The 17613-nt window shown below is 35.3% G+C and carries 17 protein-coding genes; 6 read left to right on the top strand and 11 right to left on the bottom strand.

The annotated features are described in order from the left end of the window. Nucleotides 1-5 precede the first annotated feature (5 nt). The gene (locus tag QF117_RS11425; RefSeq protein ID WP_282389038.1) at nucleotides 6-503 is read right to left on the bottom strand and encodes a YgjV family protein; all 498 of its coding nucleotides are present in this window, start codon (nucleotides 501-503) and stop codon (nucleotides 6-8) included. A 32-nt stretch (nucleotides 504-535) separates the two neighbouring features. Then, a complete protein-coding gene (gene kduD, locus QF117_RS11420) occupies nucleotides 536-1297 on the bottom strand; it encodes a 2-dehydro-3-deoxy-D-gluconate 5-dehydrogenase KduD (protein WP_282389037.1) in 762 nt (253 codons plus the stop codon). 257 nt (nucleotides 1298-1554) lie between these two features. On the opposite strand from kduD, the gene kdgR reads away from it, so the two are divergent. The 3 genes from kdgR to QF117_RS11405 all read left to right on the top strand — a co-directional run bounded on the left by kdgR (nucleotide 1555) and on the right by QF117_RS11405 (nucleotide 5058). Then, nucleotides 1555-2340: a DNA-binding transcriptional regulator KdgR gene (gene kdgR / locus QF117_RS11415; protein WP_282389036.1), complete on the top strand. Its 786-nt coding sequence runs from the start codon at nucleotides 1555-1557 to the stop codon at nucleotides 2338-2340. Nucleotides 2341-2431: 91 nt separating this feature from the next. Further along, nucleotides 2432-4300: a DUF294 nucleotidyltransferase-like domain-containing protein gene (locus tag QF117_RS11410; protein ID WP_282389034.1), complete on the top strand. Its 1869-nt coding sequence runs from the start codon at nucleotides 2432-2434 to the stop codon at nucleotides 4298-4300. Nucleotides 4301-4305: 5 nt separating this feature from the next. Continuing rightward, nucleotides 4306-5058: a 3'-5' exonuclease gene (locus QF117_RS11405; protein ID WP_282389033.1), complete on the top strand. Its 753-nt coding sequence runs from the start codon at nucleotides 4306-4308 to the stop codon at nucleotides 5056-5058. 67 nt (nucleotides 5059-5125) lie between these two features. Here the strand turns inward: QF117_RS11405 and QF117_RS11400 are convergent, their stop codons facing one another. Continuing rightward, on the bottom strand, nucleotides 5126-5575 hold the full coding sequence (locus QF117_RS11400) for a YcgN family cysteine cluster protein (protein WP_282389032.1): 450 nt from the start codon (nucleotides 5573-5575) through the stop codon (nucleotides 5126-5128). 161 nt (nucleotides 5576-5736) lie between these two features. On the opposite strand from QF117_RS11400, the gene QF117_RS11395 reads away from it, so the two are divergent. Next, complete coding sequence (locus tag QF117_RS11395) at nucleotides 5737-5985, top strand: YkgJ family cysteine cluster protein (protein WP_282389031.1); 249 nt, start codon at nucleotides 5737-5739, stop codon at nucleotides 5983-5985. Here QF117_RS11395 and QF117_RS11390 read toward each other — a convergent pair. Beyond that, on the bottom strand, nucleotides 5982-6302 hold the full coding sequence (locus QF117_RS11390) for a DUF1244 domain-containing protein (protein WP_282389030.1): 321 nt from the start codon (nucleotides 6300-6302) through the stop codon (nucleotides 5982-5984). The genes QF117_RS11395 and QF117_RS11390 overlap by 4 nt on opposite strands. A gap of 741 nt (nucleotides 6303-7043) precedes the next feature. Between QF117_RS11390 and QF117_RS11385 the strand changes: the two genes are divergently transcribed. Then, on the top strand, nucleotides 7044-8114 hold the full coding sequence (locus tag QF117_RS11385; protein WP_282389029.1) for a GGDEF domain-containing protein: 1071 nt from the start codon (nucleotides 7044-7046) through the stop codon (nucleotides 8112-8114). A gap of 110 nt (nucleotides 8115-8224) precedes the next feature. Further along, nucleotides 8225-8533, top strand: coding sequence for a hypothetical protein (locus tag QF117_RS11380; protein ID WP_282389028.1), 309 nt, complete (start codon nucleotides 8225-8227; stop codon nucleotides 8531-8533). A 192-nt stretch (nucleotides 8534-8725) separates the two neighbouring features. Here QF117_RS11380 and QF117_RS11375 read toward each other — a convergent pair whose 3' ends face one another. From QF117_RS11375 to QF117_RS11345, 7 genes are all read right to left on the bottom strand, one after another. Beyond that, a complete protein-coding gene (locus QF117_RS11375) occupies nucleotides 8726-9748 on the bottom strand; it encodes a trypsin-like serine protease (protein WP_282389027.1) in 1023 nt (340 codons plus the stop codon). Between the two features lie 697 nt (nucleotides 9749-10445). Further along, nucleotides 10446-12020, bottom strand: coding sequence for a response regulator (locus QF117_RS11370; protein ID WP_282389026.1), 1575 nt, complete (start codon nucleotides 12018-12020; stop codon nucleotides 10446-10448). A 269-nt stretch (nucleotides 12021-12289) separates the two neighbouring features. Beyond that, nucleotides 12290-12694: a hypothetical protein gene (locus QF117_RS11365; protein ID WP_282389025.1), complete on the bottom strand. Its 405-nt coding sequence runs from the start codon at nucleotides 12692-12694 to the stop codon at nucleotides 12290-12292. A gap of 89 nt (nucleotides 12695-12783) precedes the next feature. Then, the gene (locus QF117_RS11360; protein ID WP_282389024.1) at nucleotides 12784-13932 is read right to left on the bottom strand and encodes a hypothetical protein; all 1149 of its coding nucleotides are present in this window, start codon (nucleotides 13930-13932) and stop codon (nucleotides 12784-12786) included. Further along, entirely contained in the window at nucleotides 13920-16157 is a 2238-nt protein-coding gene (locus QF117_RS11355) for a hypothetical protein (RefSeq protein ID WP_282389023.1), read from the bottom strand. The genes QF117_RS11360 and QF117_RS11355 overlap by 13 nt, the downstream gene beginning before the upstream one ends. Nucleotides 16158-16222: 65 nt before the next feature. Then, nucleotides 16223-16777 carry a hypothetical protein gene (locus QF117_RS11350; RefSeq protein ID WP_282389022.1) on the bottom strand — a complete coding sequence of 185 codons (555 nt, stop codon included), beginning with the start codon at nucleotides 16775-16777 and terminating at the stop codon, nucleotides 16223-16225. Beyond that, complete coding sequence (locus QF117_RS11345) at nucleotides 16755-17570, bottom strand: hypothetical protein (protein ID WP_282389021.1); 816 nt, start codon at nucleotides 17568-17570, stop codon at nucleotides 16755-16757. The genes QF117_RS11350 and QF117_RS11345 overlap by 23 nt, the downstream gene beginning before the upstream one ends. Between the last annotated feature and the right edge of the window lie 43 nt (nucleotides 17571-17613).

The raw sequence follows: 17613 nt of genomic DNA, 5'->3' as shown, positions 1-17613 counted from the left end.
ATTGTTTATTGTTTACTTGTCGCAAGTGTTTGCTGTTGATCTTTAAGTAGGCGAAATATTGTCATTACATTCACGCTGATAAGGGTCACTTCAAGTAACGTCCCACCTATCGAGCCTACTAACATATTGTTGACTAACCAACACGTTGCGCCAATTAAAAAGCCGATTCTCATCTGAATACCTTTCAGTATAAAGACAGAATAAGTCCCAATTATCGTCCCTAATATTGGCCAGAATTCCCAAATGGAGTTCGATAACCAAACGCCACTGACCAAGCTTATAAAAATAAATATTCCGGCAACCACTTTAGATGAAACATATATGGCAGTTGCACTTCTCAACGCTGAAACTATCGAGCCTAACAATAAGTAATGAAGCATATGATTGAGATTAAACACAACCATAACGATTTTTAGTTTCCTATCGTCTTTCTGATAGAACGTTGAAATACCTAGAATGAAACTAATATAGCCGACAACTTGAGCCAAATTCAGATATTCCAATTGTTACTCCATTACCTAATTTATCTAGGTTGTTAGCGAGCTAACCAACCGCCGTCAACAGCAACTGTATAGCCATTAATGTAATCAGACGCGCTTGATGCTAGGAATACACAAGGACCCGCAACGTCTGTTGGTGTGCCCCAACGGTCTGCTGGAATACGCTCTAGAATTGCTTGATTTCTATCAGCATCTTCACGTAGAGCCTGAGTATTATTTGTAGCCATGTAGCCAGGTGCAATTGCATTGACGTTGATGTTGTGGCGAGCCCACTCATTTGCCATTGCACGTGTAATACCCATTACTGCACTTTTCGAAGCCGTGTAAGAAGGAACACGAATGCCACCTTGGTACGACAGCATAGATGCGATATTAACGATCTTACCACCCTTCCCTTGAGCCATAAATTGCTTAGCAACCGCTTGTGACATGAAGAAAACTGTCTTTGAGTTGATGTTCATTACGTCGTCCCAGTTTTGCTCTGAAAACTCGACAGCATCTTCACGACGAATGATTCCAGCATTGTTTACTAGAATGTCAACTTGACCAAACTCAGTTAGAGTCTTGTCGATAATTGTTGGGATATCTTCTTGTTTCAAAAGATTCGCGCGAACATCTAGAAAAGTATGTCCAGCTTGATTCATTTTCTCAATTGTTTCTGTAGGCTCAACGTAGTTAACGCCTACCACTTTACAGCCAGCTTCCGCCAGACCCAGTGCCATTCCCTGACCAAGACCAGTGTCACAACCAGTAACAATGGCTACTTTGCCTTTAAGATTAAATGAATCAAGTATCATAATTATTTCCTCAAACGTGTCCGATATGGTGGCTCTTTTCAAAAGCAGGCTCACCGTTGATGTCGATAACATAACAGAAAAACGCAACCTGATGCAATTTTTTTTGAAATAACGTTTTAAAAAAATAGATTAACCTCATATTTTAATGAACCGTAGCACTGTCTGGTTTCAAAATTTTAAAAAGCGATTTTAAAAATACTGGTGGATAGCATCTCACTAGGTATAATAGCCAAAAGAAAATCAATTAAGGTAGAAGAATGGAAAAGTCGACTCAGCCAGAGGCAGTCTCTTCAGTATTGAAGGTGTTCAGTATTCTTGATGCTCTTGGCGAGCAAAAGGAAATTGGCGTCTCTGAGCTATCACAACGTTTAATGATGTCAAAGGCGACAACTTATCGCTTTCTTCAGACAATGAAGACACTTGGCTATGTCTCCCAAGACGGCGAAGCAGATAAGTACTCTCTAACATTAAAGCTGTTTGAATTGGGCGCAAAGTCTTTAGAGTATGTTGATCTAATTGCATTAGCAGACAAAGAGATGAGAGCCATCTCCGAAGAGACTAACGAGGCCTTGCACCTTGGGGCATTGGACGAAAACGCCATCATTTACATCCATAAGATTGATTCTGGCTACAATTTAAGAATGCAATCTCGAATTGGCCGTCGCAATCCTCTTTATAGTACTGCTATTGGTAAGGTTCTATTGGCCGATCGTGACGAAGACGTAGTTCGTCAAACGCTCTCCAATGTCGAGTTTATTAAACACACAGACAAAACATTAGAGAATACTGACCAGCTATTGTCTGAACTGAAAGTCGTTAAAGAGCAGCATTATGCGGAAGATAACGAAGAGCAAGAGCCGGGATTACGCTGTATTGCAGCGCCAATCTACGACCGTTTTGGCACTGTGATTGCCGGTGTTTCTATCTCATTCCCAACCATTCGTTTCGACGAAAAACGCATGTCGTACTATGTTGGCTTACTGCATAAAGCAGGCGAGAACATTTCTGAAAAGCTGGGGTATAAGCACTACCAAAGCAACTAATTTAGTGTTGTCACGATAGAGCAGCTGGTTCAGCTGCTTTTTTTGGGCTATAAATCCATACTGAAACAGCGTTTTATAATAGAGAGATATTATGGGTACTTCTGTCACACCAAATGTGAGTGATTTCTTAAGCCGAATTGATCCGTTCGATAAGCTCCCAGCTTCGTTAATGCAAACGCTCGCGGGCTGTGTCGTGGTTAAATATCTTACTGAAGGAGAGATCATTGAATTCAGTGCACTATGTCAGAAGCGACACCTCTACATTATTCGCACTGGCGCCATTGAGCAAAAGACACCCAACGGCGAGCTTCGTGCGCGCCTAGGTGAAGAAGATCAATTTGGTTTTACCTTTTTGGAACCTCTGAAAAATGCAGAAGATGGCTACCAAGCCCAAGCGATTGAAGATACCTTGCTCTATCTTCTTCCTCACCAAGAAGTGAAAAAAGCGTGCGCTAACTACCCAGAGTTTGCTAACTACTTTGCATCACAGGCCAACGTGCGCTTAAGTTCAGCGGTTGATTTTGTTTGCCGAAAAGAAGAGAAAGGGTTGTTTTTCCGAAGCGTCGGGGAAGTCGCCAGTGAAAACATCACTATTATTGAACACGATACTTCAATTAAAGAAGTCGCAAAATCCATGTGTGGCGATCAGCGCAGCTCATGTGCCGTTGTAATGAAAGAGGGTGATATTGTTGGCATGGTCACCGACCGAGATATGACAAGAAATGTTGTTGCGGCTGAAATTGATACCAACCAGCCAATCTCACAAGTCATGAATACCTCGCCAGTATTAATCCAACGCGATGATAAGGTCATCCAAGCCATCTCTTTAATGCTGCAATACAATGTTCGTTGCCTACCCGTCATTAACGAAGGCAAAGTCACCGGGCTATTAACGACGACTCACTTAGTTCACAACCATAAGACTCAGTCGCTGTTCCTTATTGAGAAAATAAAATACGCGAACTCAGTGAGCGCACTTGCGGCTCTAAAAGATGAAAAGCAAATCATCTTCCAAGCATTAGTTGAAAGTGGAGTGAGTGCTGAAATCCAAGGTCAAGTGATGTCAATGATCATGGACGCCTTTACTAGACGAATCATTCAGCTCACCGAAGATCTACTCGGCCCAGCGCCATGTGATTACGCTTGGATCGTTGCCGGATCACACGCTCGTAATGAAGTTCATATGCTTTCAGACCAAGACAGTGCCATTGTTTTATCTGAGGATGCGACAGACGACCATAAGCTCTATTTCGTCCATTTAGCAATGCGTGTGTGCAATGGCCTTGCTGCATGCGGTTACCCGCTGTGTGATGGCAAGTACATGGCAGCTACGCCAAAATGGTGTCAACCTATTTCTCGTTGGAAAGAGTATTACCATAAGTGGGTATCGAGCCCTGAATACAACAAACTATTAAGCATCAGTGTTTTTCTTGAGGTTCGCGCCATCCACGGTAATTCAGACTTTGTGGAGAACATTCAAAACTACATGCATGAATGTATACACAACAACCCAAGATTCATTCCCGCTTTGGTACGTGACGCCATTGAAACCCAACCCCCGCTAGGTATTTTTAACAACTTGGTACTCGAAAAAGGGGGCGAAAACAGCAACACACTGAATATTAAGAAATATGCGCTTAATCTGATCATTGATTTGGCAAGAATCTTTAGCCTAGCGGCGGGTGGCTCACTCACGGGTACCGAAGAGCGTTTTCGTTTTGCAGCAAAACACGGAACGATGTCACAAGACAGCTGTGACAACATCATCGGTGCATTTCGCTTTATTACTCAAGTTCGTTTTAGGCATCAACTTAACGCAATCAATATGAGTAAGGAACCGAACAATCATATCTACCCAGATGAAATCAGTAGCTTTGAACGTAAGCACCTTAAAGAAGCGTTTAAGATCATCAATGAACTGCAAGATGTCGCCAAACTTCGCTTCGTTAAAGGTGCTTAATCGCTATGCTTAAGAAATGCTTTGGAAAATGGCTGACAAAGTGGTCAACCTCAATACTGCCAAGCTCTAAAGGGCTTTCTCAAGAAACAGTAAGGCGTAATCTTGGTTCGAATTCGCACTGGAGCGCCCCATTGCAGGCCTATCTAGAAACGCCTCAACCAGAGCCAAAGCATTCCTTAACCGGCATTGAGTTTATTTCGCTCGACTTTGAAGCGACGGGGCTAGATTTTAACAAAGACAAAGTCCTATCCATTGGCATTGTCAACGTCACTCTAGAGAGTGTTGACCTAGCAAGTAGCGAAGAAGTCTTTATTAAACACGGTCAATTTATTAAAGCTGAAACCGCTCAAATCAATGAGATAACCCCTAAGCAGTTGATACAAGGTGTGGATCTCGATACTGCGATGAATTGGTTACTGACACAAATCAAAGGTAAGGTCATTGTCGCTCACAGTGCCAGTATTGAACGGCGGTTTATCGAACGTTACTTAAGTCAAAAATATAACTTGCCAGCATTTCCTTGCTACTTCGTCGATACACTGAAAATCGAGAAGCAATTCAGTTATGAAGGCAAAAGTAATCATCACACTAGTTATCAATTAGATGATCTTCGACGTCACCATAATCTGCCCGCTTATTATTCTCACTCGGCAGCCAGCGATGCCGTTGCTTGCGCGGAACTCTTTATACTTCAAGTTAAAAAGTTCAAGCTTCTCAGCACTGCTTCGCTAGGAGATCTGTGTTTGAAATCGAGCTGAAGTTGATTCAAAAAAACTCGGCTCGGTACAAAATATCCGCTTATTTTCATTAGAAATAGAGTGATAATTAACTCTTTTTAGCCCATTCAGGTAAGTTTTGAATGTGGTCTTCCCAGTCGATAACATCAATCTCATACACAACTTTATTACGGACGCTTTCACCTTCGGCGTGCATCTCGGCTTTCGAACCCGTGATTAACGGGTGCCAAGCAGGGAGCGGTTTATCTTCCGCTAATAAGCGATACGCACAGGTATCAGGTAACCAGTGAAACTCGTCGATTTTGTCTCGTGTCAGCTTTAGGCATTCTTCACCGGAATCAAAGCGATTAGGGTAATCTTTGCACGAACACGTTTTATCATTAAGCCAACTGCAAGCAACGTTGGTGTAATACACTTCGTCACTGTCTTCATCCATAAGCTTATGTAGGCAACATTTACCACAACCATCACAGAGAGATTCCCACTCTTGCTCGGTCATTTCGGTGAGGGATTTTGATTGCCAAAAAGGAGAAGTCATAGCTCATTATCATCGATTATCATTGGAGGCGTTTTATACCGCTGCTCACCCAAAACTTCAAGCTTATTCTTATTCAGGGAGCCTTTTCGTTGAAGTAATGGATGCTCGTAGCATGATTATTTGCTATCATCCGCTCCCTTTTTTCATTGGGTGTTTTTACTATGGATTGTCGTCTTGGTTGTGGTGCTTGCTGTATAGCACCGAGTATATCGTCTGCTATTCCTGGGATGCCAAAGGGGAAGCCAGCGGGAGAGCGCTGCATTCAGCTCAATGAAGACAACCTTTGTAAATTATTTGGCAAGCCAGAACGTCCAAAGGTGTGTCATCTATTTAAGCCTTGCCCGGACATTTGTGGCACGACAAACCATCATGCCATCAAATTGCTGACCGAGCTGGAACGACTCACTTAAACTTTGTTCTGCTTTGCTTCAAAAGCAGCCAACTGCTCTGGGGTGGCTTTCGGCTGATGGTTTTGTTTCCACTCATCGTAAGTCATGCCGTAGACACGCTCGCGAGCATCATCGATATCGAGATCCAAACCGCTTTGCTCTGCTTCCGCTTTATACCATTTACTAAAACAGTTGCGGCAAAAGCCCGCCAAAACCATAAGGTCGATGTTTTGAACGTCTTTATTATCATCTAGATGAGAAAGCAAACGACGAAATACCGCCGCATCCAATTTGTCTTGATCTTGTTGAGATAGGTTTTTGTATTTAAATTCAGCCACTTTTGATTCCTTCTTATTGTGTGCTTTCTGATTATGATCTTTTGGATTAGAAACTCAAATAAAAAAGCGCTCAGACTTGAGATCTGAGCGCTTTGAAATGACTAAATTGAGTAACTGTTCCTTCGGAAGGAAAGCATAACGCTTCTGCCCTTAACGCCGCTATTGCTCCAATATGTGACTCAACCGCTCAAGGCTTAACGGTTTTGAATCATCAGCCTTTTTAATCATCTAACTTTTTAATTATGCAACATAGGTACAGGGGTACAGAGGTACAGGCTGAAAAAGGTACAGTGCGTAAAAGTGGAAAAATACAACTCAACATTTCAACATTTCAACATTTCAACATTTCAACATTTCAACATTTCAACATTTCAACATTTCAACATTTCAACATTATTGATGAGTTTCACATAAGTCGTGATAAAGGTTTTTGTGGATTTTCAATTAAATTATTTAATGAAGAGAATTAGGAGATACAGTTAATAGCAAAACCAAATAAACATAAACAATTGATTATTAAGCCAATTCAATGGGTAGCCTTGAGTTAATACTGAAGATTTTTCTATTAATGACCATTCCAGATTGAAACCGTAACGATACAAACAAAGGCTTTTTTTCGTAGAAAATACACAACTAAAATCGACTCAACAAGGATGGGAAATCAAAGAACTTTAAGGATAACCACTCAATAATTTTAAGTAAGTAATAAGCTTAATATTAAAACAAAATGGTATAGACATAATGATAAAATACGGTGACGATAGAAACAGCTCATCAAATGACAAAACAATTTATAAATGCGTCATGATTTCATTAGTAGTTATAATTACTTTCTTTTTAAAGTTAACCTATTCAATACATGAAAATAGAAAAAATAATCTAGATGAAATTCTATATTTATACGCTAGCTATTCAATAATGGAAAAATTCATCGGATCAGATTTAGATAATGACATGGAATTCAAAAAAGACTTTGATTCCATATTAAATTCTATGTCTGATAAACTTATTGGCGTTCAGACTAATAATGAACAAAGAAACAACGCATTAGATACAATTAAATCCGAATTGCTCGAAAATAATAACATACACCCTAAAGCTATAGAGCTATTAAATCAATATTACGTTAGTATTGACCTTAATCGAAGTGAACTATTTTTGTTAATATCTCGTTATGCAAAACGATTAAACAACCAAATGGATTTAAATGAAAAAATCGATCTGATTATTTTGAGTTTTTTATTTTTTAATTTGATGCTTATAATATATATATATTATGGATATAAGAAAGAAAAAACAAAAATGTTATCTATAGCATATATTGATTCATTGACAAAAGTTTATAGCAGAAGAATGTATGACAAATTCACTAATAGTTTACCTGCTAGCTCTAACATTTCTCTATCAATGATCGATATTGATAACTTTAAAAAATATAATGATTTATATGGACATAAAAAAGGCGATGATGCGCTTAAAGAAATAGGTAATATACTAAAAAGCTATAGTGATGATAATGCGTGTTTTTTCAGAGTAGGAGGGGAAGAGTTTGTAGGAGTATCTTTTACCAAAACACTTGAAGAAATGAAGATGTTAATGGAAAAAGTTCAGCTTGCTGTAGATAAAGCAGCCATAGTACATAAAGAAAATGAAAGCTACGGTATTATTACATTATCAATAGGAATTTCACACGGAAAGGTTAACAAAGATAATGATTTTGATAATTTGTGTTTCGAAGCTGATAAGTTACTTTATGTAAGTAAATCTAATGGTAAAAACAAGATAACATACAAAAATTTGAAAAATTCCTGAATAATGTCTAGAATTTAATCACAAAACAGTTTGTTAAAAAGTGACTTGATAAAGTGACTTGATAAAGTGAAAATTTAACCTATAGTTTGATTATATTATAGGGGGATATAATGCCTTTCAAAAAAGATACTAAAGAATCATTCATTAATAAAGCAAAGAAACGCTGGGGGCCTCGATATAGTTATAGTGAAGTCATTTATATAAACTCTAGAACTCCAGTTAAAATATTATGTAACAAACATAATCACTTTTTTTATCAAACGCCTAAAGCCCATTTTGCTGTTAAACATCATTGTTGTCCTTTGTGTTATAAGGAAGTAATAGGTAAATACCAAAATCAATGGAGAAAGAAATACAACAACGCCATTCATAATACCAAGGATTTTTATAGGGAGGAGTTGTTAAGTGTCTTTCGTTAGATATCTATCTGTTAAAAACAATCTAATCAGAAATACAAAATATCATTTAACAACATCTGATTTCATAAGAAAGGTAATGATAGGATATAACCCCTCCTTGCCCTCTCTTCGTCAGGGGTAATAAGATTTAAATAAATAATTAAACTGTGAAAAATATACTCTGCAATGTAGAATAAAAGATAAAATCGTTGCTCAATCTTTGCATTTAACCCATAAATAATATTCATATAGTTTCGTCCTATCATTAGACAAAATAAGTAGAAAAAACAACACTATAATAGTTATAGAATTGAATGATCCTGCAGAAACTTTTTGGATTTTTTTATCAGTTTTTTTATCGTTGTAGTTCAAAACTCTACTACCATCTTTTGTATTTATATAAACTTGAGGGGGGATTTTATTATTTAAAACCTGTTCTATCCATGATTGATATTCATAAAGATTAGTGAACACTGAGGTTATATTTATTTTCTGGTCACCACATACTATTGGACCAAAACTTGCTATTCCAATTTGAATATATTCATTGCCATTATTTAAATAAATGGGCCCACCAGAATCACCATCACAAATAGAATTTCTCGATTTACCCAATAGGTTTCCTTCAAAGCAAAGGTGATTTCTCGTAATTAATGAACCATAAATATTTTTACATTCGTCATTATCTACAAAACTTAATTCAGTTTTTTTCAATTTCGTACCATTCTCGCCTTCACTGTTAGTGTCCCCATGCCCTATAGCTATATATTTTTCGTTTGAGTTGAGGTTCGTTTCAGATTTATTAATAAGGTTGTAGTAGTTCATTGATAATACGGGTTTTTCTAGCTTGATGATTGCAATATCATCCTTCCATAACGTATCTGAAGTATTTCTAAAAGTATCCAAATAGTAGAACTCTTTTGCTCTTATTCCTTCTTTCGTAAAAAGATCTAATTCATCATTTAAATTTGGTATAACAATCATATGAAGCATTAAATCGTCATCGTACACGCAATGTGCTGCTGTTAGTACGTATTCTTGATTTATTATAGTAGCACCACAAAAACTTCTAGTAGAATACACATTGCCATTTTTATAAAATAGACTTGCAAAAGATGGGAAATTGTCTATATTGGCGTCTTGTCCATTTATTATATACGGTGTGATTTCAGCAGCAAATGCTAACTCTAGATTCATAATCAGCAGCAATAAACATTTTAACTTTCGAAATGACATAATCTATCCTTCCTTGTTCACATATTTTCATTGTAGTAGAAATTTCAAATAGTCAACATTTATATGGATTTTTTAAAGGCATTTGTCAGTAACTCGCCTATGCTTATAGCAATGAAAGGTATTCTTTACCATTCGGCGCAGGCGTTGTAGTTAGATAAATGAGCTATATAGTGAGCGTTATTGATCAAATCGGCTTTAAGATCGACGACACCATTAAAGCCAATACTGATACAGCTCTACAAGAGAAGGTAGATATGTAGAAAAAATTTTAGATATACTTGCAGAAATTGCTGAGCTAAACATAAACGAAACCGAACAGAAGGATTAGATCTAAGTAACTCAAAGCCATTTCTCATCGCAAAGTGGAAACGGCTAATAGGATTTTAAACGGGTAATACAATAAAACTCAGTGGTAAAGCGCGATGATGAGAAGAAAATAACGGGTGTTTTTGTAACCTTTACCAAGTGATCTTATACCGAGGGCTTGGAAATCGATGAGGCCGAGTGAAGACTTCACTGCTTAATTAGACGTATAGAGCGATTATGGATATCGCTAAGGATATGCATCAACACCATCCATCAATGAGAGCAAACCCTAGATCGATTTATGATTATATTTGAACAATGATTAAAGGATTACTTGTAACCAACAGACGTTACCTATAATTATTAACAGGAACTATTTTAACATTTGAACTCATAACGATAACCACTTAATTAATGTTTTAAATAAAAGATCTTTATCAAATGGCTTGGATATGAAATCGTTGCATCCTACATCATAACATTTATTAACGTTTTCAGTCGTTACGTTTGCGGTCAAAGCGATTATAATGTCATCATTATTATTCTCCCTATATATTCTTGTTGCTTCTAATCCATCCATAATAGGCATTTGAATATCCATCAATACAACGTCATATTGGTTTTCATTTAATTTAGCTAACGCTTCGATACCATTATGGGCATAATCGACTATTATACCTACTTGTTCTAAATACATTGAAGCTACTTTTTGATTTAATGGAAAATCTTCGACTAATAAACATCGTTTGTTGATTAAACAAGTTAAGGACTTTCTATCTATGTGAATAGGATGTTTTTTTTTGACATTTTGATCAACATCTAACCCAATTTTAAATGAGAATATGCTACCTACACTCTCAAGGCTTTTTACTTTCAGGTGACCCCCTAACGACTTAACCAAACCGGAAGATATTGATAGGCCTAATCCTGTCCCGCCAAATTCCCGACTAATAGAATTATTTTCCTGTGTGAAAATATTAAATATTTTATTTTGATTTTCTTTAGCTATACCTATGCCGTTATCAACCACAGTAAATCTGACTACATTACCGTTACTATAAGCCTTTACGCGAAGTAAAACTTCTCCACCTTTTTTTGTAAACTTAAGAGCGTTATTAACCAAATTAACCAATATTTGTGATAACTTTGTTGAGTCTCCAACTCGAAAGCTATTTTTAAAACCTTGTAGACTATGTTTTAGTGTAATTTCTTTTTCATCAGCTAGGGATTGATTGATAATAGTTGTATCTTTTACTAACTGTTCGATATTGAAACTTTTCATTTCTATTTCGATTTTATTAGCATCAATCTTCGACATATCGAGTACATCGTTAACAACATCTACCAAGTGTTTTGATGCCAAATTAATGTGTTTTAATAAACTCAATGTATCATTCTTAGCTTCCAATTTATTTTTATCGTTGTTTAAAATCAGATCTGAAAATCCTATGATAGCATTGAGAGGAGTTCGAATCTCATGGGTCATTTTCGATAAAATATGTGCTTTTAAAAGTGATATTTCTTTAAGCCGCGTTTCCGCGTTTACCCTTTCAGTTATGTCAACAGCCAAACAGACCACGCCAATGACCATATCATTAATAACTAGAGGCGTCTTTGCTGTTTTAAAGTGCCGTATTTCTCCATTCGCTGTTGGTACTGATTCTTGGAAAATTTTTTTAACTTTTGTACGCTTTACATGCTCATCTATCTCTATAATTGCTTTTGCAGTCTCTGGGAAACAACGAAATATCTCGTTATCGTTTTTTCCGATAACATCATGTAATTTAACTCCAACTGTCGATAGATAACAGTCATTTACAAATATATGGTTCCCCAGGACATCCTTAACACATACAACAGCTTCTATAGAGTTCAGAATATTTATAAAGATATCTTCTTCTGTTAAATCGTAATGACTTAATTTAATGGAGTTTTTTATCATTTTTTCACATAAGGTCGATACCATAACTGTTCCTTTAATATTAGTCTTAAAATGATAATAAATTTATAACGTATCATCACTACTTTATAGAAATTATAAGTTGTGATATTTTAAATATTCGCCTCAACTATTACGAACTCACCATTTTTGTTTAAAACTTTTTACGCATAATCAAAAAAATATTATTAAAAAGGTTTCAGATTATAATTTACATTACAAAAATAAAAGACTGTCAGTTTTAATATCACTGATTAATAAAAAATTCTAAATACAACCACACTAAAATCTATTGATTAAGATATACAATTAACCCGAGCGAGAGTTCTGTTCAAACCTAAAGAAGGCCTTTCTCCTTCAATCATAACCTGATTCTCGTCAAATTTTATTGTTAGTTTAATTTGGCTATTGAATCCTTCTTGATAAAAAGAATAAACAACATCTAATGAATTATCATTAATTTTATGCCCATTGAATGAGCCTATTCGTCTATCCTTTAAAGCGGGTAACCAATTAAACTCTCCTTTTACAATATTATTGCTTAGAGTAAACCAAAGTATTTCATAATCTATCAAAGGGGGCACGCCATGTCTATTTTCGTAACACATTTTCTTATCATAGGCATGATTTTTTTTAACAACGAAACCATCGGCAAAAAACAATACCGTAAAAATCAACAAATAGTATTTGACACTACGCACGATCTATTTAACCCTAATCAGCATAATAAATGATAAAAAATACAATTAATATATAATAATTGTTTTTATTTAGTAAATAAACTTAATAATTAAAATTCAACATCAACTGAAAAAATAAGTTCACCAGAAAAAACTTTATTCGCATCTGATGCTACTTTTTGAATATCTAATCTATTAAATTTTAAAAGAAAGCTACCTTCTACTTTCTTGTTAATTAATAACCCATTAGAATGGTCTAGAAAAAATGGTAACAAAGGTTCAAGTCTACTGCCCTTACTACCAGATCTAGAAAAAAGTATTTCAGTACTAAATTCCAAAAGTGCGTTACCATTACTAATGGTACATTTACTGTTTTGAGGCTGGTCACAAAGGAGCGAAATTGATGCTTTATCTCCATTAGTTTGTAAATCATACCACAAACGATGAACCGCATCTTTATTAGGGTCTAATGTAAGATCAACATCAGTTTTACCTACAAGCGAAAAATCTAAATATCCTAGGATATCAATATTCGTATTAAGAACCACTGACGATATGATTATTGAACGGGACTCTATTTGACCGTTATATTGAATTAAAGAAAAACTATCGCTATAAGGTGCGGTTACATTCCACAAACCAGAACTAAGGACATTATATATTTCTGGGTCATAACGCCACCTAACAGAACCAATACCGATCTTCCCTACTAAATCATTATTTAATGAAAGACCATCAAACTTGATGTTACAGGATTTCCATCTTTCACCCATGAGTAAACTAAGCACTTGTCCCTGCTCGATACCTCTTCTAGCTACCCATTGAGCAGTACAATTAGGGCTATCGACACTAAATGCAAGCGGTGAAATCAGCGAAGGAAATTCAATTCTATAATTACGTGTGATAGTGTTTGCATAAGAGTGTAAAGAAAAAGATATATTTTCTCCTGTTACATAACCAGTCCCATAACCAGTACCTGTTGTATGTTCAATAGTGAAACTAGTCGAAGCGCTATCGACAATAAAAGGAACTTTGTCATCTGAAGAATTTAGATAACATACATAGTCATTAGATGGTGCTGAACAATCAGCACCCCATTCTAAAAAGACTGGTGATAGATTTGCATCTTTCCTGATTCCTATCGCAACACCGTCTGCATTACCTAAAGTTTTAATTTGAAAGCCACTATCAGAATTTGATATATAAACTTGGGCAAAGCAAAGCCGAGAAAATAAAACTAATACTATTAGTATGCGCATTCTATTCTACCTAAATATAGAGGCTGTGAGATATTATTAACATCAGCAACAAAATCAGTGACATTCAGTGTGGTGCAGTGCTCTCCTTCGTTATCGGTAATAATTATTTGAGGCTCTAGTTTGCTAACCAATAACTCGAAGTAACCACTACCATTGCTAACTGAACTAGATAAATGATTAATAAGTTGATATCTATCACCTGGAATATTGTTATTGATTATTCTTCCTAACACATTAACCCCAGTGTCATTATCCTTATTAATTTCATATTTAGTAGAACGATACTTACCAAGTATTACTGATTGCTCTTCGAGATTTTGATTAGCAGTAAGCATTGGTGAAATATTAGTTTTTCCTGTTGGGTTTATATAATGTACTTTATCATCATTATGATAACTATTATTGATAGACGCATTATTCGATATTTGTTCATCAGCAAAAAAAACTAAAGATGGTTCAGATTGTGATGAATTAAAAACCCCCTCTTTAGTAACATAGCTACTGCTTCTTAACGTATATGATTGATTTCTAAGTCGACTTGATTGAGAATAAAACCCATTAAACTCATAAACATTATTGACATTATAAACATTAACACCAATCGCATTATAATCATCAGAAATATTTACTTCAGGAGAAATAACAAAACTATTATCTTCATTAGCGATATCAGTTGCAATCAAGGTATTTTTATTACCATTCATATAATTAAAACTTGCTTTAGGTCTAATAGATTTGCCGTAAAAAATCTTATCGAAATCTAATGAAACGCTTGCACCTATAAATGAACTGTTATCAAAAAAGTCATGAGACAAGGTTAAAGACCAGTCAAAATTAGTTTTAAAGAACGCATTGCTTCCATTAATACCACTTATAATTTGGTTACTTATACTATGCGAATCTTCAAATCTTGATTGATGCGAAATAGACGCAAGTGTCGTTCGATTAAAATAATGTTTTAAATATATATTTGTATTGATGCGACTCTTTGAATCTTGTTTTTTTGAATTGTAAACTGATATGCCTAAATTATTATTTTTTAATTTTTTATATGAAGAAAGGCCGAAATCATAAGTCCATACATCATCATAAATTGTATAGTTTCCTCGTATGTTTAGTGCATTTAACGCGAAGTGAGCAGCTTCAATTGAGTAGTAATCATGCTGTGGTATTATTTTAAAATTCAAATTTGATTGACTCAAACTTAGTTCGCTCGCAATAAAAACAGAATCATCACCGTATTGATTAATGACTTTACCAGTTACAAATTTATAATTAAATGAGTCTAAAAAATCACTACTCTCTCCAATAAAATAACTATTCTCACTCACAACCTCTCCATCTACTATTAACTTAACTGTTGCAATATCACTCTCAACGATTGAAGGATCAAGAACAATCTCATTAATTCCTCGAATTAATTGTGATGCTGACTTTAAGTCGCCATTTCGATCGTAAATTTCAATGATACCGACATCACTAGAAGTTTCATAAATTGTTGTGATAGGTAAGCTAAAATTTGATGCATTAGATTTATTAGCTAATGAAAATTGATACATAGACTCACCATTATAAGCTTTGAAGTAATTTGTGTTGCTTGAATAACCTATGGTATAAGCATGTGAGTCTAAATTAAGATTATAAAACAAATCATCTAATAAGAAATCATCATTGTTAGAGTATCGTAGAGAACTTGTTATGTATGAGTTATCAGTTAATCCCAAACCCAAATCTGTGTTGATTGCATACGAATAATATGAATCAAAATTATTAGATTTAGATTCAGAAATCAATAGATTGTTTTCAAGCATTAATAATGCATTAGTATTTTCCGATGTTTTTTCATGTTGCATTTTTTTATAATAGAGTTGAACTGATGCACTATAAAAATCGAATGATAAATCAAAGCTTTGATATAAAGCGCAAAATGACATATCACTTTCTTTGCAAGAAAAATTTAAAAAAAGTTTAAAATCCAAAGAATTCAGTGCTTCAATGGAGTGAGTTAACGTTAAACTATCTGAATCCGAAACAAAATTTAAATCACTATCTAAATAAATTAGATTATCAAATTCGTTATTATTCATGAGTAAATTTAACGGGTATGCTTTATCACCACTCTCAGATTGAATAGAGTCATTAATATCATTGGATATTAATGACGCAGAGCTAGTATCACTATATCCAACCGATAATAAAGTTAATGATAAAGCGAGTAATAACATAATTAACCTTGAAGTTAAATTAACTGAGTTTGATGTTAACTCGGCTGATTGGCCGAGTTAACTTTTCAAATGTTGGATTCAAACACTAGATTCACGCTCCCCGAATAAGTTCCTGGTTCAGGTCGGCTACCCGGAGTGATAGGGTCACCATTCGAATCCAGCATATTATTGCTGTCAGCAGCAAAATTTAGTTGAAATGCCGCTTTTTCACCTGTTGGGTTCTGAGTGGTTTCATATAGAGTTTCTGGCAACATAGTGACTGAGGTAACATCAATACCATTACCTGCTGTATTTTGAACTGACACATCAACAGGAATTAATGAGCTCCCTGAATAAAGGTCTGAAGACGATGTTAATGCAACCGTAACATCTGCTGAAGATTCAACAGTGAAACCAATTCCGGCGGGGCTTTGAAATTGACTTGTATTGTCATCCCAAACAAACCTCAATGTATTTACTGGCCAGCTGCCAGCAGTAGGCAGTACTTTGAATGTTGAATTTAAGTCTAGAATTTCGGCAGTTATATCAATACTCTGTTTAATGGTCGTCGCTTGTACAGCAAAACCACTAGAAATAAGCATTGTAAAAGCCAAAATTTTAGCCGTGTTTTTTATTTTCATTAGTGCATCCTTTTTCATTACATTTATATAAATAATTATTACCAAGCTGGTCTTCAAATGATATGGTGGATATTGGATTTACCCCCACATCAACTTTCTTTATTTTGGATTTTTTCCCCAATACAACAAATTCTTTAGCTCTAACATTTTTATTAATTACCATATTTTTTACTTGTATAGAGTAATCGCCATCATTAATAATTTTTAATTCATTTTCATTATTGGTAACTAGATTTATTGACTTGACATCCACACTATTGAATGGCTGAACAATAATAATACTGCCATTACCAATCCCTACCATTACTTCTCCTATTGAAGAGTCATCATCTAGTAGGTCATCTTTTGAACTAGCGAGGGTTTGTGCTAATTTAGGATTTTCTTTTATAAGCGACTTCGGTGATTTGGGTAAAGCTCTTATTCGATAGATGCTTTCACTTTGGCTGTTATCAATATATGGGATCGCTTTAATTGAAAGCTTCCTAGCTGGGGGTAAAATGAATGCTTTGGGATACAGATCGATATCAAGATTGTTTTCTTCTAGGTTAAACATGACCTTTTCATCCACAATAGATGACCCATACAAAGAGATGCTGACACCTGATACATTTTTGGACTCGTTAGTGACCACAATACCCATGTTTCTATCTTTTTTACTGCTGCTATCAAAAAAATAGAAGGGTTTATCTAAACTAACCGTAACATAGTCAAATGTATCAGCTTGCATATAAGAAGAATTTAGAGAGAATAACGCTACAAAAACCCTGACACACGTTGTTAATTTTACGTTCATCAAAACATACCTAAATCTGGTGTTTAAAGACTATCATTGATTA

Source organism: Vibrio sp. YMD68, assembly GCF_029958905.1.
Lineage (GTDB): Bacteria > Pseudomonadota > Gammaproteobacteria > Enterobacterales > Vibrionaceae > Vibrio.
Note: the sequence above shows the minus strand (reverse complement) of the source record. Positions and strands in the feature narration are given on the sequence as shown.